Genomic DNA, 14,199 nt, shown 5'->3' on the forward strand with positions numbered 1-14,199 from the left:
GCTTTATATGTGCCATCGTGGGTGATGCACCGAGACGGTCAGTGAAGCGGCTGACGGAATGGGAGAAGCGCACATGTCTGTGGTCAAGAGCACGTTGTCCGAGGGGGATCTCAAGGTCGTCGGCAAGGCGCTGCAAGGCGCGCTGGTCGACCTCGTGGACCTCTCCCTGGTGGCCAAGCAGGTCCACTGGAACGTGGTCGGTCCGCGCTTCCGCTCCGTACACCTCCAGCTCGACGACGTCGTCGTCACCGCCCGGCAGCACTCCGACACGATCGCCGAGCGCGCTTCGGCGGTCGGGGTCAACCCCGACGGGCGGGCCGGCACGGTCGCCAAGGAGACCGCCATCGCGTCCGTGCCCGAGGGCTGGATCAAGGACACCGACGCCGTGCGCATCCTGGTGGACGGGCTGGGCGTGGTCATCGGCCGGATGCGCGAGCGCATCGAGGTCACCGACGAGCCCGACCCGGTCACCCAGGACCTGCTGATCGCCCTGACGGCAGAACTCGAGAAGCACGCCTGGATGTTCCAGGCGGAGAGCGCCTGATCCGGCGCCCCGTCCCGGAAGGTCCGAACCCACCACGTACGGATGGAAGGAAGTGGCATCGTGAGCGGTGACAGCGCCATGGACAAGATCAAGGGCAAGGGCAAGGAAGCGGTCGGCAAGGCGACGGGCAACCGCCGCCTGGAGGCCGAGGGCCAGGCCGACCAGGCCAAGGGCAAGGTCAAGGGAGCAGCCGACGAGGTCGGCGATCGCGCGAAGGGCGTCACGGACTCCCTCCGCCGGGACGACGAGGCCTGATTCCGCCTCCTCAATCCGCGCGCAGCGCGTCGAGTGCCCCCGCCGATTCGGCGGGGGCACTCCTGCGTGGGGCCTCGCCTGGCCCTCCATGACCCCGGTACGACCCCGAACGGGCGATCGCGGGTGCGAGGTTCTCCGGCCGGGCATTCCCGGACGTTCTGGGTGCGGAGCCGCCCTCGCCAGGGGAAACTGCCGGAAAGGACGTCGGCCGCGGGAGGCAGCCATGGGACGGCGGTGGGCACCGGCGCTGGTCCTCGGCGGGCTGTGGTGGTGGGCGGTGCTGCGGCTGGCTCTGCAACCCGAGCAGGCGGGGCTGGTCGAGGGGGCGGTCGCGGCGGGCGGCTGGGGGCTGAGCCTGCTGCCGGTCCACGTGGCTTCCGTCGTCCAGGGGGGCCCGCCCGGGAGGCGCGAGGGCGCCGGATACGCGGACGGCCGGGAGGGCGTGGGGGGCGTCGAGGGTGCGGACGGAGCGGATGGCCCGGAGGGTGCGGGGCGCGTGGGCGGGTGCGGAGACGTCGTGCGCGCAGGCGGGCGGGAGGGCCGGACGGGGTCCACCGGGGCGGCGGGTCGCGTCGTCGAATCCCTCGGCCGGGCGAGTGCCGGTTCGCTCTCCGGCGTCCTCGCGGTCCTCACCAGGGCATGGCGACGCCACCGTTCGGGCGGAGGATCTGGCCGGTCATGAAGGCCGAGGCGTCCGAAGCGAGGTGGAGCACCGTGTGGGCGACGTCCGCGGGCTCCCCGACCCGGCCCAGCGGGGAGATCCGGGTCATCATCGCCTCCGCCCGGTGCTGCCCCTCGGCGTCGTGCCGGGCGGTCATCGGTGTACGGATCCAGCCGGGCGCGACCGCGTTCACCCGGATGGCGTACGGGCCCAGCTCGGTGGCGAGCGTCCTGGTCAGCTGGACGACGGCCGCCTTGGCCGCGCTGTAGCAGAGCAGACCGGCGCTCGCGGAGTCCACGGCGCCGGACGCCATCGTGATCAGCGAACCGGGGGAGGAGCGGGCCGTCATGGACCGCGCCACCTCCTGGCAGGCGTACAGCACCCCGGTGAAGTTGACCGCCAGCACCCGGGCCAGATCCTCGTCCGTCGTCTCCAGCACGCTGCTGGAGTGCATGATCCCGGCCGCGGCGACCAGGATGTCGAGGTCCCCCGCCGCGGCGACGGCGGCGCGGACCTGCTCGCGGTCGGTGACGTCGAGAGGATGTGTGCGGCCGCTGCCGCCCACCTCGGCGACCAGGTCGTACGTCCGTCGCAGACCGGTCTCGTCGCGGTCCGCGCAGTGCACCTCGGCGCCGGCCTCGGCGAGCAGCAGGGCGCTCGCCCGGCCGATGCCGCTCGCCGCACCGGTGATGAAGGCGGAGCGGCCCGTGAGGTCGTACGCGGAGAGGGGCATGACCGGACCGTACGGCTGAATCTGACGGAGCGTCAATAAATGGGTTGTCGCCAAGTCGTCGGTAAGTCCCCGCTAGTCCTCGGTGTGGAGGGCGTCGGTGGGTGCCCGGTGCGGGTGGGGCGGTCAGGGCGTCGGCCCCGACTGGCAGCCGGGGCACCAGTAGGAGGGCCGGTCGTCCTGGTCGGCCAGCCGGATCGGGGTGCCGCAGCGCAGACAGGGGCGCCGGGCCCGGCCGTAGACGTACAGCCGCTCCCGTACCCGGACGGGGGGCAGCGGACGCCCGGGGGGCGTGGTGGGGCGGGAGCCCGGCGGGGTGCGGAGTTCGGCGGTGATCGTGGTGGTGCGGGTGGGGCGGTCCCGGTTGGCGTGCAGCAGCCGTTCGGCCAGGGCGACCAGCCGGGCCAGGACACCGTCGGGGAGGGCGTTCACGGGGAGCCAGGGCGTGACGCGGGCCAGAAAGCACAGCTCGCACTTGTAGACGTTGCCGATGCCCGCGAGATTGCGCTGGTCCAGAAGCGCCTCGCCGATGGGGCGGTCCGGTGCGGCCAGCAGCCGTTCCACGGCGAGCTCGGGGTCCCAGTCGGGGCCCAGCAGGTCCGGCCCCAGATGCCCCACGACCCGCTCCTCCTCGCTGGTGCGCAGCAGTTCCAGGACGGGTAGCCGGTAGCCGACGGCGGTGTGCTCCGTATTGCCGAGCACCGCGCGGACCTGGTAAACCGGGCCGCCCCGCCAGCGTTCCTCCGGTGCGAACACCCGCCAGACGCCGTCCATCCGGAGATGACTGTGCAGGGTGAGGCCGCCCTCGATGCGGGTGAGCAGGTGCTTGCCACGCGCGGTGACGTCCAGGACGCCACGGTCGGTGAGGTCGGCGGTGGCGAACCGGGGGACGCGGAGGTCGAACCGGGTCAGGGTTCTCCCGGCCAGCGCTCGATGGAGACGCGCGGCGGTCTGCAGGACGGTGTCTCCTTCGGGCATATCTCCATGATGGGGCCGGGGACGGAAAACGGGGCGCAGTGGGTGCGGGCACCGGGCGGGTGAGGCGGCACGGCCCCGGCGGGCTCAGGCGCGCAGTCGCAGTCCTTTCGGCGTGGCGAGGAACCCGGCCGCCTCCAGGGTCCGGCCCAGCGGAGAGGTGAGGGAGGAGACGCCGTTCGTCCGCTCCACCGTGACGGTGCCCAGCGCCCCGGCACGGGCCGAGGCGGCCAGCGCCTCCGCGGCCGCGCGCAGCGCGGGATCGTCGGGGTCGGAGGGCCAGGCCAGGAGGCTCTTGCCGCCGCGCTCCATGTAGAGGGTCAGCTCGCCGTCGACGAGGACCACGAGGGCACCCGCCTTCCGGCCCGGCTTGTGCCCCGCGCCGTCCAGGGACTCCGGCCAGGGCAGGGCCGCTCCGTAGGCGTTGGCCGGGTCGGCGGCGGCGAGCACCAGGGTCTGGGACGCGACGCCCGGGTCCCGGCGGTCGCGGGCGGTGGACGCCGCTCGCAGCCGGTCCACCGCCCCGTCCATCGCGAACTGGGCGGCCCCGAGCCCCTCGACCACATAGCCGCGCCGGGCCTGTCCGCTGTCCTCGAAGGCCGCCAGAACGCGGTACGTCGCGGAGAATCCGCCCTCGACCCCCTCGGCCTGCACGGCGCCCCGGGTCACCACACCGTGCCGGTCCAGGAGGGTCCGGGCCAGGGCGTGCGCGCGATGGGTTGGTTCCCGTTCGGCCGGGGGCAGCAGCGACCAGCGGCCGGAGACCGTCGGGGGGCCGCCGCGGGAGGCGGTACGGGCGGCGGTGGTGAGCGAGCCGTAGCGCCCGCGCGGGACGCTGCGGCGGGAGCGGTGGGCGGTGGCGCCCGCCGTCCGCCCGGAGCCCAGCAGCGAGCGCAGCGGGGCGAGCGTGTCGTTGGTGAGCCGACCGGACCAGGCCAGCTCCCACACGGCGTCGGCCAGCTGCTGGTCCGTGCCGTCCGGGTGCGTGGTGGCCCGGACCTGGTCGGCGATCTGCCGGAAGAAGAGTCCGTATCCGCCGGAGAGGGTGGTCAGAACGGACTCGTGGAGCGCCGACAGCTCCAGTGGGTGCGGTGCGGGCAGCAGCAGCGGCGCGCTGTCGGCCAGGTAGAGGGAGACCCAGCCGTCCTTGCCGGCAAGCGCCCCGGCGCCCGCCCAGACGACCTCGCCGGTGGTCGTCAGCTCGTCCAGCATCGTCGGGGTGTAGCCCGTGACCCGGCTCGGCAGGATCAGCTTCTCCAGCGCCGACGCGGGCACGGGCGCTCCCTGGAGCTGCTCGATCGCGCGGGCCAGCCCGTCGATGCCCCGCAGGGCGTTGGAGCCGAAGTGCTGCCACTGCGGGAGGAAGGAGGCGAGCGCCGCGGGTGGCACCGGCTCCAGCTCCTGGCGGAGCGCGGCCAGCGAGCGGCGGCGCAGGCGGCGCAGCACGGTGGCGTCGCACCACTCCTGGCCGATGCCCGCCGGGTGGAACTCCCCCTGCACGGTCCTGCCGGAGGCCGCGAGCCGTTGCAGCGCGCCGTCCGTGACGGCGGTGCCGAGCCCGAAGCGCTCGGCGGCCCGAGCGGCGGTGAACGGGCCGTGTGTCCGGGCGAAGCGGGCCAGGAGGTCGCCGAGCGGGTCCTTCACCGGCTCGGTGAACGCCTCCGGCACCCCGACGGGGAGCGCGGTGCCCAGGGCGTCGCGGAGCCGGCCCGCGTCCTCGATCGCCGCCCAGTGACCGGCCCCGGCGATCCGGACCTGGATCGCCCTGCGGGCGGTCGCCAGCTCCCGCGCCCAGGCGGGCTCCGCTCCCCGCTCGGCCAGCTCGGCCTCGGTGAGCGGCCCCAGCACCCGCAGCAGGTCGGCGACTCCCTCGGCGTCCTTGACCCGGCGCTCCTCGGTGAGCCACTGGAGCTCCTGTTCCAGCTCGGCGAGCACCTCGGGGTCGAGCAGCTCGCGCAGCTCGGCCTGGCCCAGCAGCTCGGCGAGGAGATGGGAGTCCAGGGAGAGGGCGGCCGCCCGCCGCTCCGCCAGCGGGGAGTCGCCCTCGTACAGGAACTGGGCGACGTAACCGAAGAGGAGGGAGCGGGCGAACGGCGAGGGTTCCTGGGTGGTCACCTCGACCAGCCGGACCCGGCGCGCCTCCAGGTCGCCCATCAGTTCCGTGAGTCCGGGGACGTCGAACACGTCCTGGAGGCATTCGCGGACGGCCTCCAGGACGATCGGGAACGAGCCGAACTCCGAGGCCACCTGGAGCAGCTGCGACGCGCGCTGGCGCTGCTGCCAGAGCGGGGTCCGCTTGCCGGGGGAGCGGCGGGGCAGCAGCAGGGCGCGGGCGGCGCACTCCCGGAACCGGGCGGCGAACAGCGCCGAGCCGCCGACCTGTTCGGTGACGACCTGCTGGACCTCACTCTGGTCGAAGACGACGTCGGCGGCCGCGACCGGCGGCTGGTCGCTGTCGTACGCCAGGGCCCCCGGCGCCGGGGCGTCGCTCTCCGGTGACGTGGCGGGCGGGCTGTCGAAGTCCAGCAGGTCCAGACCCATCAGATCCGCGTCGGGCAACCGCAGAACGATGCCGTCGTCGGCGTGCATGACCTGGGCGTCCATCCCGTACCGCTCACCGAGGCGGGCGGAGAGGGCGAGCGCCCACGGGGCGTGCACCTGGGCGCCGAACGGGGAGTGCACCACGACCCGCCAGTCGCCCAGCTCGTCCCGGAACCGCTCGACCAGGATCGTCCGGTCGTCCGGCACGTGGCCGCAGGCCCTGCGCTGCTCGTCCAGGTACGCCACGATGTTGTCCGCCGCCCAGGCGTCGAGCCCGGCGGCCAGCAGGCGCAGCCGGGCGTCCTCCTCGGACAGCCCGCCGATCTCACGCAGGAAGGCTCCCAGGGCACGGCCGAGCTCCAGCGGGCGGCCCAGCTGGTCGCCCTTCCAGAACGGCAGCCGCCCCGGAACGCCCGGTGCGGGCGAGACGAGGACCCGGTCCCGGGTGATGTCCTCGATCCGCCAGGACGTCGTCCCCAGGGTGAAGACGTCACCGACCCGGGACTCGTAGACCATCTCCTCGTCCAGCTCACCGACCCGGCCGCCGCCCTTCTTCGGGTCGGCGCCCGCCAGGAAGACCCCGAACAGCCCGCGGTCCGGAATGGTGCCGCCCGAGGTGACGGCGAGCCGCTGCGCCCCGGGGCGGCCCGTGACCGTGCCGGTGACCCGGTCCCACACCACCCGGGGACGCAGCTCTGCGAAGGCGTCGGAGGGGTAGCGCCCGGCGAGCATGTCCAGGACGGCGTCGAACGCGGACTCGGGGAGCGAGGCGAACGGGGCGGCCCGCCGGACCAGGGCGAGCAGGTCGTCGGCCTGCCAGCTGTCCAGGGCCACCATGGCGACCAGCTGCTGGGCCAGGACGTCCAGGGGGTTGGCCGGGACGCGCAGCGCCTCGATGGCCCCTTCGCGCATGCGCTCGGTGACGACGGCGGCCTGCACCAGATCACCCCGGTATTTCGGGAAGACCACGCCGGTGGAGACCGCGCCCACCTGGTGCCCCGCCCGGCCCACCCGCTGAAGACCCGAGGCCACGGAGGGCGGGGACTCGACCTGGACGACCAGGTCGACCGCGCCCATGTCGATGCCCAGCTCCAGGCTGGAGGTGGCCACCACGGCGGGCAGCCTCCCCGCCTTCAGATCCTCCTCGACCTGGGCCCGCTGCTCCTTGGAGACCGAGCCGTGGTGCGCCCGCGCCAGCAGGGGAGGAGCGCCCCTGCCCGCACCGGACTGGGCCATGATCTCGGCGGGGGCGTGTGCCTCCGGCAGCTCGGGCGCCGGGGCGTCGGGGTCGAACGCGGTGCCGGTGGCCCGTTCGTAGGCGATCTCGTTCAGCCGGTTGCACAGGCGCTCCGCCAGGCGCCGGGAGTTGGCGAAGACGATGGTGGAGCGGTGCGACTGGACCAGGTCGGCGATGCGTTCCTCGACGTGCGGCCAGATCGACGGCTTCTCCGCCTGGCCGGCGTCCCCGTCGGCGGCGGGGGAGGCGCCCAGCTCGCCCAGATCCTCGACCGGCACGACCACGGAGAGGTCGAACTCCTTGGCGGAGGCGGGCTGGACGATCTCCACCTTGCGCTGCGGGGAGAGGAAGCGGGCCACCTCGTCGACCGGCCGGACCGTCGCCGACAGCCCGATACGCCGGGCGGGCCGGGGCAGCAGTCCGTCCAGTCGCTCCAGCGACAAGGCCAGATGGGCGCCGCGCTTCGTCCCGGCGACCGCGTGCACCTCGTCCAGGATCACCGTCTCGACACCGGCGAGGGCGTCCCGGGCGGAGGACGTCAGCATCAGGAACAGCGACTCGGGGGTGGTGATCAGGATGTCCGGCGGCCTGGTCACCATGGAGCGCCGCTCGGCTGGCGGGGTGTCGCCGGACCTGATGCCCACCCGTACATCCGGCTCCGGCAGCCCCAGCCGTACCGACTCCTGCCGGATGCCCGTCAGCGGAGAACGGAGGTTGCGCTCGACGTCGACCGCGAGCGCCTTGAGCGGCGACACGTACAGCACCCGGCAGCGCTTCTTGGCCTCGGCGGGCGGCGCGCCGGCGGCCAGCCGGTCCAGCGAGGCGAGGAACGCGGCCAGCGTCTTGCCGGAACCGGTCGGCGCGACGACCAGCACATCGCTGCCCTCGCCGATGGCGCGCCAGGCGCCCTCCTGCGCGGCGGTGGGCGCGCTGAAGGCACCGGCGAACCAGTTTCGGGTCGCGGGCGAGAACGAATCGAGAGCGGAGCCGGTCATGTCCCCCATCGTGCACCCCGCCACTGACAACGGGCCGCCGACGCCGCCCGCCGCCGTCGATTCACCCCCGGGCGCGGGGCCGGGAGCTACGGGAACGGCCTCCGTTCACCCCCGGGGCGCGGGGCCGGGAGCTGCGAGAATGGCCTCATGGCGGGAACGGGCGGTGCGGAGGAGTGGGCGAGGCACTGGCGGTACGCCGAGCTGCCCGACCTCGATCTGCTGCGCGCCCACTACGTCGGCCACACCTTCCCCCGGCACAGCCACGAGGGATACGTCCTCGGGGCGGTCACCCACGGGGTCGAGGACGTGGGGCTCCCCGGCGGCACGGTGCACGCCGTCCCGGGGACCGTCGTCATGATCAACCCGGAGGTGCCGCACACGGCCCGCTCCGGAGCGCCCGAGGGCTGGTCGTACGCCACGCTCTACCCCGCGGCCCAGGTCGTCAGCGCCATAGCGGCCGAGGTGACGCGCCTGCGGGGCACGGTCGGCTTCGCCGAGACCCGGGTGACCGACCCCCTGGCCTCCCGGCTGATCACCGAGGTGCACCGGGCGGCGGAGGAGGGCAACGCACTGGCCGCCGACAGCCTGCTGCGGGTGCTGGTCGTCCGCCTTCTCGACCGGCACGGCGGCCCGCTGCCCGGCCTGACCGCGCGCGCCGGGGGAGCCCGGGACGTCGTACGCGCCCGTGCCCTGCTGGAGGAGCGGATGGCCGCCCCGCCCACCCTGGAGGCGCTCGCCGCCGAGCTGGGAACGGGTACGTTCGCGCTGCTACGGGCCTTCAAGAAGGAGTACGGGATGCCCCCGCACACCTGGCTCACCGACGCCCGGGTGCGCAGGGCGCGCCGTCTGCTGGACGCGGGCGCCGCCCCCGCCGAGGCCGCGACCGTCGTCGGCTTCACGGACCAGCCGCACCTCAACCGGCACTTCACCCGGATCGTGGGGGTGCCGCCCGGCGCGTACCGGCGCGAGCGCGCAAGAACGTACAAGACCGGTCCCCGCCCGTCCCCGTAGCGTCCCGGTCGTGGCAGAACGGACGACATCACCAGAGGGCACCGGATCCCCGCAGGACACCTGCGTCGGCGGTGCCACAGCCGTAGGCCGGACCGGCCGAACGCCTGACGGTCGAACGCCTGACGGCCCAGCGCCGGACAGCAGGACGTACGGGCCCGTCACCCGTGGCGGCGCACCTGGAGGCCCCGCCAAGCCCGACGCGGCCGTCGTCCGGGACGCGCTCGGTGTCGGTGTCGCCGTCGGACTCTCCGGATTCGCCTTCGGCGTCACCTCCGCGGGGGCCGGGCTCAGCCTGCTCCAGACCTGCGCCCTCAGCCTCCTGGTCTTCACCGGCGCCTCGCAGTTCGCGCTGATCGGCGCACTCGCCGCGGGCGGCAACCCCTACACGGCGGCTGCCGGGGCGTTCTTCCTGGGGATCCGCAACGCCTTCTACGGTCTACGGCTCTCGCAACTGCTCGCCCTGCCCCGCGCGGTGCGGCCCCTCGCCGCCCACTGGGTGATCGACGAGACGACCGCGGTCACCCTGTCCCAGCCCGGCCGGCGCTCGGCGCGCATCGGCTTCACGGTCACCGGGCTCACCCTGTACGTCCTGTGGAACCTCACCACGCTGCTCGGGGCGCTCGGGGCGGGGGCCCTGGGCGACACCGACGCCTGGGGGCTGGACGCGGCGAGCCCCGCGGTGTTCCTCGCACTGCTCGCCCCGATGCTGACCAGCACCGTCGAACGGCTCACGGCCGGGCTGGCCGTGCTGCTGGCCCTCGGCCTGCTGCCGGTCCTGCCCGCGGGTGTTCCGGTTCTGCTGTCCGCACTCGCCGCTCCCGTCGTCCTCTTCCTCGGGGGACGCGCGAAGCGGCCGGTGCCCACAGCCGACACAGCCGACCCCGTCGACACAGCCGATGCCACCGGATCCGCCGGTGCCTCCGGGGCGGGACGATGACCATCTGGATCGCCATCGGACTGACCGCCGTCGGCTGCTATCTCGCCAAGCTTCTCGGGCTGCTGGTGCCCGCAGGGGCTCTGGAGCGGCCGCTCGTCCAGCGGATGGCCGCGCTGCTGCCGGTGGCGCTGCTGGCCGCGCTCACCGCGCAGCAGACCTTCGGGACCGGCCAGGAACTGGTCCTCGACGCCCGGAGCGCCGGGCTCGCCGCCGCGGCCCTGGCCCTGGTCCTGCGCGCCCACTTCCTGGTCGTCGTCGCGGCCGCGGTGGTCGTGACGGCCGCCGTCCGCGCCCTGGGCTGACCCGCGCCCGCCCGAGCACGCGGCGGAGCGGGAGGCCCGGGAGGACAGCGGCGGGGACGGTCCGCACGGCCCGCACGGTCACCCGAGCGGGAGGGCCGGGACGTCAGCCGAGCGGACGGCCGTACGCGCGGAGCGTTTCCAGCGCCCTGAGGGTCACCAGGGGGCGTCCCTCCAGCGCGGTCCCCGGCGCCCACTGCCGCCAGGTCACGGGCCAGCCGCCGTCGTCCTGCTGCTGGTCGGACAGATGGTCCAGCGAGCGGTCCAGCTCCTCGTCGGTGAACCAGCGGCGGGCCAGGGAGCGGGGCGTACGGGCGTAGTCGTGCGGGAAGTGGTGCTCCCCGGGGGCGTAGCCCGCCGCCACCGGGTACTCCGCCCGTCGGGACGGATCGAGGACCGCGAGCCGCTGGTCGCGCACCAGCCGCCCGATCCGGTCGGCCGCCGCCTCGGCGCGGGCCCGGTCCGGGGCACCGTCCAGGAAGGCGACCGCCGCCTCGATCTCGTAGGGGTGGGACTGCTCCAGGGTGTCGACCGCGTTCCAGCAGAAGTCCGTCGCCCGGAACAGCCAGGCGTGCCACACCTGGTTGCCGTGCAGCAGTCCGACGACCGGGCCGGTCGCCAGCAGCTCCGCCGGGGGATCGTCGACGACCGGGATGAAGGGCGCCGCGGGGTAGCCCCGCTGCGAGGGGAGCAGCGCCGGTAAAGCTCCCTCTCTGGTGGACACCTCGGTCAGATAGCGACAGATCCGCTCCACGCGTGGTCCGTTGCAGCGACCGATCGAATCGAGAACGCTCAAAGCGTGGGCGGTGTGCAGCGGCTGGCTGACGGGCCCCCGCAGGTCGGGCTCCAGCGCGTGACCGTAGCCGCCGTCCTCGTTCAGATAGGCGGTGAGGGCCGTCTCGACGGCATCGGGATCTCCTTCCAGAAAGCCGTGGGCGAACCTGCGCTGTTCGAGGACACGGGCCGTCAGCCAGATGAACTGCTCGGCGCGGGCGAGGGGGTCTGATCCGGTTCCAGCCATGAGCCGACCGTAGAACGGAAGAGATCCCGGCACACGCCCGGCGGACGGGCTGCACTCTCAGGAGCGCGATACTGGTGGCATGCGGTTGACGATTTTCTGGGAGCGGATGGCGGACCACTTCGGTGCGGCCTACGCGGACTCCTTCGCCCGTGACCATGTGATGGCCGAACTCGGCGGCCGTACGGTCCTTGAGGCCCTGGACGCGGGCTGGGACGCCAAGGACGTCTGGCGCGCGGTCTGCGCCGCCATGGACGTTCCCGCGGACAAGCGCTGACCTTCGCCGGACTCTCCTCCCGGCCGGGGCGGGGCACTCGGGCCGGGGGACGGACCGCCGGTGGCATGGGCCAGACTTGTGCCGTGTCATCGACAGACGAGACCGCCCCGGCCCAGCCGCCCACCTCACCGCCCGTCCCGCCGGCCTCGCCGCCCGCGCCCCCGCCCGGCGCGGGAGCGACACGGATGCCCGGCTGGCTGCCGCGCGCGATGGTGCTGGCTCTCGCGCTCTACGCCTGCTTCCAGGTCGGCAGCTGGGCCTTCGACCAGCTGCTGGGGCTGCTGACGAACGTGCTGATCGCGTTCTTCCTCGCCCTGGCCATCGAGCCCGCGGTCGGCCGGATGTCGGCGCGCGGCATGCGCCGAGGACTGGCCACGTTCCTGGTCTTCCTCGGCCTGCTGGTCTTCGGCGCCGGGTTCACCGTGCTGCTCGGGTCGATGCTCGCGGGCCAGATCGTCGACATGGTCGACGACTTCCCCCAGTACATCGACTCGGTGATCAACTGGGTCAACCACACCTTCCACACCGAGCTCTCCCGGGTCGAGGTCCAGGACAGCCTGCTGCACTCCGACTGGCTTCAGAAGTACGTCCAGAACAGCGCCACCGGCGTCCTCGACATCTCCACCACCGTCCTCGGCGGACTGTTCCGACTGCTGACGATCTTCCTGTTCTCCTTCTACTTCGCGGCCGACGGCCCCAGGCTGCGCCGCGCCCTGTGCTCCGTGCTGCCGCCCGCCCGGCAGACCGAGGTGCTGCGGGCCTGGGAGATCGCGGTCGACAAGACCGGCGGCTACATCTACTCCCGCGGGCTGATGGCGCTGATCTCCGGCGTCGCGCACTACATCCTGCTGGAGATCCTCGACGTGCCCTACGCCCCGGCGCTCGCGGTCTGGGTCGGTCTCGTCTCCCAGTTCATCCCCACCATCGGCACGTACCTGGCGGGCGCCCTGCCGATGCTGATCGCCTTCACGGTCGACCCCTGGTACGCGCTATGGGTGCTCGGATTCGTCGTGGTCTACCAGCAGTTCGAGAACTACGTCCTCCAGCCCAAGCTGACCGCGAGGACCGTCGACATCCACCCCGCCGTCGCCTTCGGCTCGGTCATCGCCGGGACGGCCCTGCTGGGCGCGGTCGGCGCGCTGATCGCCATCCCCGCCATCGCCACGCTCCAGGCGTTCCTCGCCGCCTATGTGAAGCGGTACGACGTCACCGACGACCCCCGGGTGCACGGCGGCCCCCGCCCGCGGCGTGGGGAACCGGTCCTCTCGCGGATGCGCCGGGCGCTCGGCGGCCACGGCCGGGCCGAAGGCTGATCCCGGGCCGGGTCGGGGGCTGACCCAGGGCCGGACCGGTGCCTGGCCGCCGGGAGCGTGGCCGATGGCGTTGTCCACAGGTCCCGCGTGGTGCGCTTGACACGGAAATCGAACATCCATTCTGATGGGATTTCCGGCCCGGGATTCCAGGGGTTTCCCAGGCTCGACCGTGGAGTTTTCCACAGGCCGGGAGGACGTCGAGGCCCATTGTCAGTGGCAGGGGTTAGCGTCTTTGACGTGAAGCGATCGACTCAAGCAAATCGGGTGGAACCCATGGCAGGAACCGACCGCGAGAAGGCGTTGGACGCCGCACTCGCACAGATTGAACGACAGTTCGGCAAGGGTGCGGTGATGCGCCTCGGCGAGCGTCCCAACGAGCCCGTCGAGGTCATCCCCACCGGATCGACCGCGCTCGACGTCGCGCTCGGCGTCGGCGGCCTGCCGCGCGGCCGCGTGGTCGAGGTGTACGGACCGGAGTCCTCCGGTAAGACGACGCTGACGCTGCACGCCGTGGCCAACGCTCAGCGCCTCGGCGGCTCGGTGGCCTTCATCGACGCCGAGCACGCGCTCGACCCGGAGTACGCGAAGAAGCTCGGCGTCGACATCGACAACCTCATCCTGTCCCAGCCGGACAACGGTGAGCAGGCGCTGGAGATCGTCGACATGCTGGTGCGCTCCGGCGCCCTGGACCTGATCGTCATCGACTCGGTCGCGGCGCTGGTGCCCCGTGCGGAGATCGAGGGCGAGATGGGTGACTCGCACGTGGGTCTCCAGGCCCGTCTGATGAGCCAGGCGCTCCGTAAGATCACCAGCGCGCTCAACCAGTCGAAGACCACCGCGATCTTCATCAACCAGCTCCGCGAGAAGATCGGCGTGATGTTCGGTTCCCCGGAGACCACCACCGGTGGCCGGGCGCTGAAGTTCTACGCCTCGGTGCGCCTCGACATCCGCCGGATCGAGACGCTGAAGGACGGCACCGACGCCGTCGGCAACCGCACCCGCGTCAAGGTGGTCAAGAACAAGGTCGCCCCGCCGTTCAAGCAGGCCGAGTTCGACATCCTCTACGGCCAGGGCATCAGCCGCGAGGGCGGCCTGATCGACATGGGCGTGGAGCACGGCTTCGTCCGCAAGGCGGGCGCCTGGTACACGTACGAGGGCGATCAGCTGGGCCAGGGCAAGGAGAACGCCCGCAACTTCCTCAAGGACAACCCCGACCTCGCCAACGAGATCGAGAAGAAGATCCTGGAGAAGCTGGGTGTCGGTGTCCGCGCGGACACCGCGTCGAGCGAGACGCCGGCGGCAGCGGCGGACGCGGCGGGACCGGGGGCCGAAGCGGCGGCGAAGCCGGCGGCCGGTGCGGCACCCAAGGCCAAGACCGCCAAGACCGCGGCGGCCAAGAGCTAGGC

13 protein-coding genes are annotated in these 14,199 nt (G+C 73.2%); 9 read left to right on the forward strand and 4 right to left on the reverse strand.

Annotated features, from left to right (window positions below):
- Positions 1 to 73 precede the first annotated feature (73 nt).
- From ACIRRU_RS11280 to ACIRRU_RS11290, 3 genes are all read left to right on the forward strand, one after another.
- Entirely contained in the window at positions 74 to 544 is a 471-nt protein-coding gene (locus tag ACIRRU_RS11280) for a DNA starvation/stationary phase protection protein (protein WP_363201850.1), read from the forward strand.
- Positions 545 to 622: 78 nt separating this feature from the next.
- Complete coding sequence (locus ACIRRU_RS11285; protein ID WP_363201867.1) at positions 623 to 799, forward strand: CsbD family protein; 177 nt, start codon at positions 623 to 625, stop codon at positions 797 to 799.
- Positions 800 to 1,022: 223 nt separating this feature from the next.
- Positions 1,023 to 1,481 (forward strand): hypothetical protein, encoded by a 459-nt coding sequence (locus tag ACIRRU_RS11290; RefSeq protein ID WP_403679149.1) that lies wholly within the window; start codon positions 1,023 to 1,025, stop codon positions 1,479 to 1,481.
- On the opposite strand, the gene ACIRRU_RS11295 is transcribed toward ACIRRU_RS11290, so the two are convergent.
- From ACIRRU_RS11295 to ACIRRU_RS11305, 3 genes are all read right to left on the reverse strand, one after another.
- Positions 1,429 to 2,193, reverse strand: coding sequence for an SDR family NAD(P)-dependent oxidoreductase (locus ACIRRU_RS11295; protein WP_403678770.1), 765 nt, complete (start codon positions 2,191 to 2,193; stop codon positions 1,429 to 1,431). The two genes, ACIRRU_RS11290 and ACIRRU_RS11295, sit on opposite strands and share 53 nt — an antisense overlap.
- A gap of 123 nt (positions 2,194 to 2,316) precedes the next feature.
- Complete coding sequence (locus ACIRRU_RS11300) at positions 2,317 to 3,168, reverse strand: Fpg/Nei family DNA glycosylase (protein ID WP_403678772.1); 852 nt, start codon at positions 3,166 to 3,168, stop codon at positions 2,317 to 2,319.
- Positions 3,169 to 3,252: 84 nt separating this feature from the next.
- Positions 3,253 to 7,938, reverse strand: coding sequence for a DEAD/DEAH box helicase (locus ACIRRU_RS11305; RefSeq protein WP_403678774.1), 4,686 nt, complete (start codon positions 7,936 to 7,938; stop codon positions 3,253 to 3,255).
- 147 nt (positions 7,939 to 8,085) lie between these two features.
- Between ACIRRU_RS11305 and ACIRRU_RS11310 the strand changes: the two genes are divergently transcribed.
- From ACIRRU_RS11310 to ACIRRU_RS11320, 3 genes are read left to right on the forward strand one after another with little or no spacing between them, the layout of a single operon-like run.
- A complete protein-coding gene (locus tag ACIRRU_RS11310) occupies positions 8,086 to 8,949 on the forward strand; it encodes an AraC family ligand binding domain-containing protein (RefSeq protein WP_403678776.1) in 864 nt (287 codons plus the stop codon).
- 10 nt (positions 8,950 to 8,959) lie between these two features.
- Complete coding sequence (locus tag ACIRRU_RS11315) at positions 8,960 to 9,886, forward strand: AzlC family ABC transporter permease (RefSeq protein WP_403678777.1); 927 nt, start codon at positions 8,960 to 8,962, stop codon at positions 9,884 to 9,886.
- Positions 9,883 to 10,188 (forward strand): AzlD domain-containing protein, encoded by a 306-nt coding sequence (locus ACIRRU_RS11320; protein WP_403678779.1) that lies wholly within the window; start codon positions 9,883 to 9,885, stop codon positions 10,186 to 10,188. The genes ACIRRU_RS11315 and ACIRRU_RS11320 overlap by 4 nt, the downstream gene beginning before the upstream one ends.
- A gap of 103 nt (positions 10,189 to 10,291) precedes the next feature.
- Here the strand turns inward: ACIRRU_RS11320 and ACIRRU_RS11325 are convergent, their stop codons facing one another.
- Positions 10,292 to 11,206, reverse strand: coding sequence for a hypothetical protein (locus ACIRRU_RS11325; RefSeq protein ID WP_403678781.1), 915 nt, complete (start codon positions 11,204 to 11,206; stop codon positions 10,292 to 10,294).
- A 79-nt stretch (positions 11,207 to 11,285) separates the two neighbouring features.
- Between ACIRRU_RS11325 and ACIRRU_RS11330 the strand changes: the two genes are divergently transcribed.
- From ACIRRU_RS11330 to recA, 3 genes are all read left to right on the forward strand, one after another.
- Positions 11,286 to 11,480: a DUF3046 domain-containing protein gene (locus ACIRRU_RS11330; RefSeq protein ID WP_403678783.1), complete on the forward strand. Its 195-nt coding sequence runs from the start codon at positions 11,286 to 11,288 to the stop codon at positions 11,478 to 11,480.
- A 185-nt stretch (positions 11,481 to 11,665) separates the two neighbouring features.
- Positions 11,666 to 12,793, forward strand: a complete 1,128-nt coding sequence (locus ACIRRU_RS11335; protein ID WP_403679128.1) for an AI-2E family transporter — start codon at positions 11,666 to 11,668, stop codon at positions 12,791 to 12,793.
- A gap of 273 nt (positions 12,794 to 13,066) precedes the next feature.
- Positions 13,067 to 14,197 carry a recombinase RecA gene (gene recA / locus ACIRRU_RS11340; protein WP_403678785.1) on the forward strand — a complete coding sequence of 377 codons (1,131 nt, stop codon included), beginning with the start codon at positions 13,067 to 13,069 and terminating at the stop codon, positions 14,195 to 14,197.
- The last annotated feature ends 2 nt before the right edge of the window (positions 14,198 to 14,199 follow it).

It is taken from the genome of Streptomyces sp. NPDC101181 (genome assembly GCF_044767975.1).
Taxonomy (GTDB): domain Bacteria; phylum Actinomycetota; class Actinomycetes; order Streptomycetales; family Streptomycetaceae; genus Streptomyces.

Coding starts and splice junctions, on each gene's coding strand:
- ACIRRU_RS11310 (WP_403678776.1), top strand. CDS start 8,086: ATGGCGGGAACGGGCGGTGCGGAGGAGTGGGCGAGGCACTGGCGGTAC.
- ACIRRU_RS11280 (WP_363201850.1), top strand. CDS start 74: ATGTCTGTGGTCAAGAGCACGTTGTCCGAGGGGGATCTCAAGGTCGTC.
- ACIRRU_RS11320 (WP_403678779.1), top strand. CDS start 9,883: ATGACCATCTGGATCGCCATCGGACTGACCGCCGTCGGCTGCTATCTC.
- recA (WP_403678785.1), top strand. CDS start 13,067: ATGGCAGGAACCGACCGCGAGAAGGCGTTGGACGCCGCACTCGCACAG.
- ACIRRU_RS11290 (WP_403679149.1), top strand. CDS start 1,023: ATGGGACGGCGGTGGGCACCGGCGCTGGTCCTCGGCGGGCTGTGGTGG.
- ACIRRU_RS11300 (WP_403678772.1), bottom strand. CDS start 3,168: ATGCCCGAAGGAGACACCGTCCTGCAGACCGCCGCGCGTCTCCATCGA.
- ACIRRU_RS11305 (WP_403678774.1), bottom strand. CDS start 7,938: ATGACCGGCTCCGCTCTCGATTCGTTCTCGCCCGCGACCCGAAACTGG.
- ACIRRU_RS11285 (WP_363201867.1), top strand. CDS start 623: ATGGACAAGATCAAGGGCAAGGGCAAGGAAGCGGTCGGCAAGGCGACG.
- ACIRRU_RS11295 (WP_403678770.1), bottom strand. CDS start 2,193: ATGCCCCTCTCCGCGTACGACCTCACGGGCCGCTCCGCCTTCATCACC.
- ACIRRU_RS11330 (WP_403678783.1), top strand. CDS start 11,286: ATGCGGTTGACGATTTTCTGGGAGCGGATGGCGGACCACTTCGGTGCG.
- ACIRRU_RS11335 (WP_403679128.1), top strand. CDS start 11,666: ATGCCCGGCTGGCTGCCGCGCGCGATGGTGCTGGCTCTCGCGCTCTAC.
- ACIRRU_RS11325 (WP_403678781.1), bottom strand. CDS start 11,206: ATGGCTGGAACCGGATCAGACCCCCTCGCCCGCGCCGAGCAGTTCATC.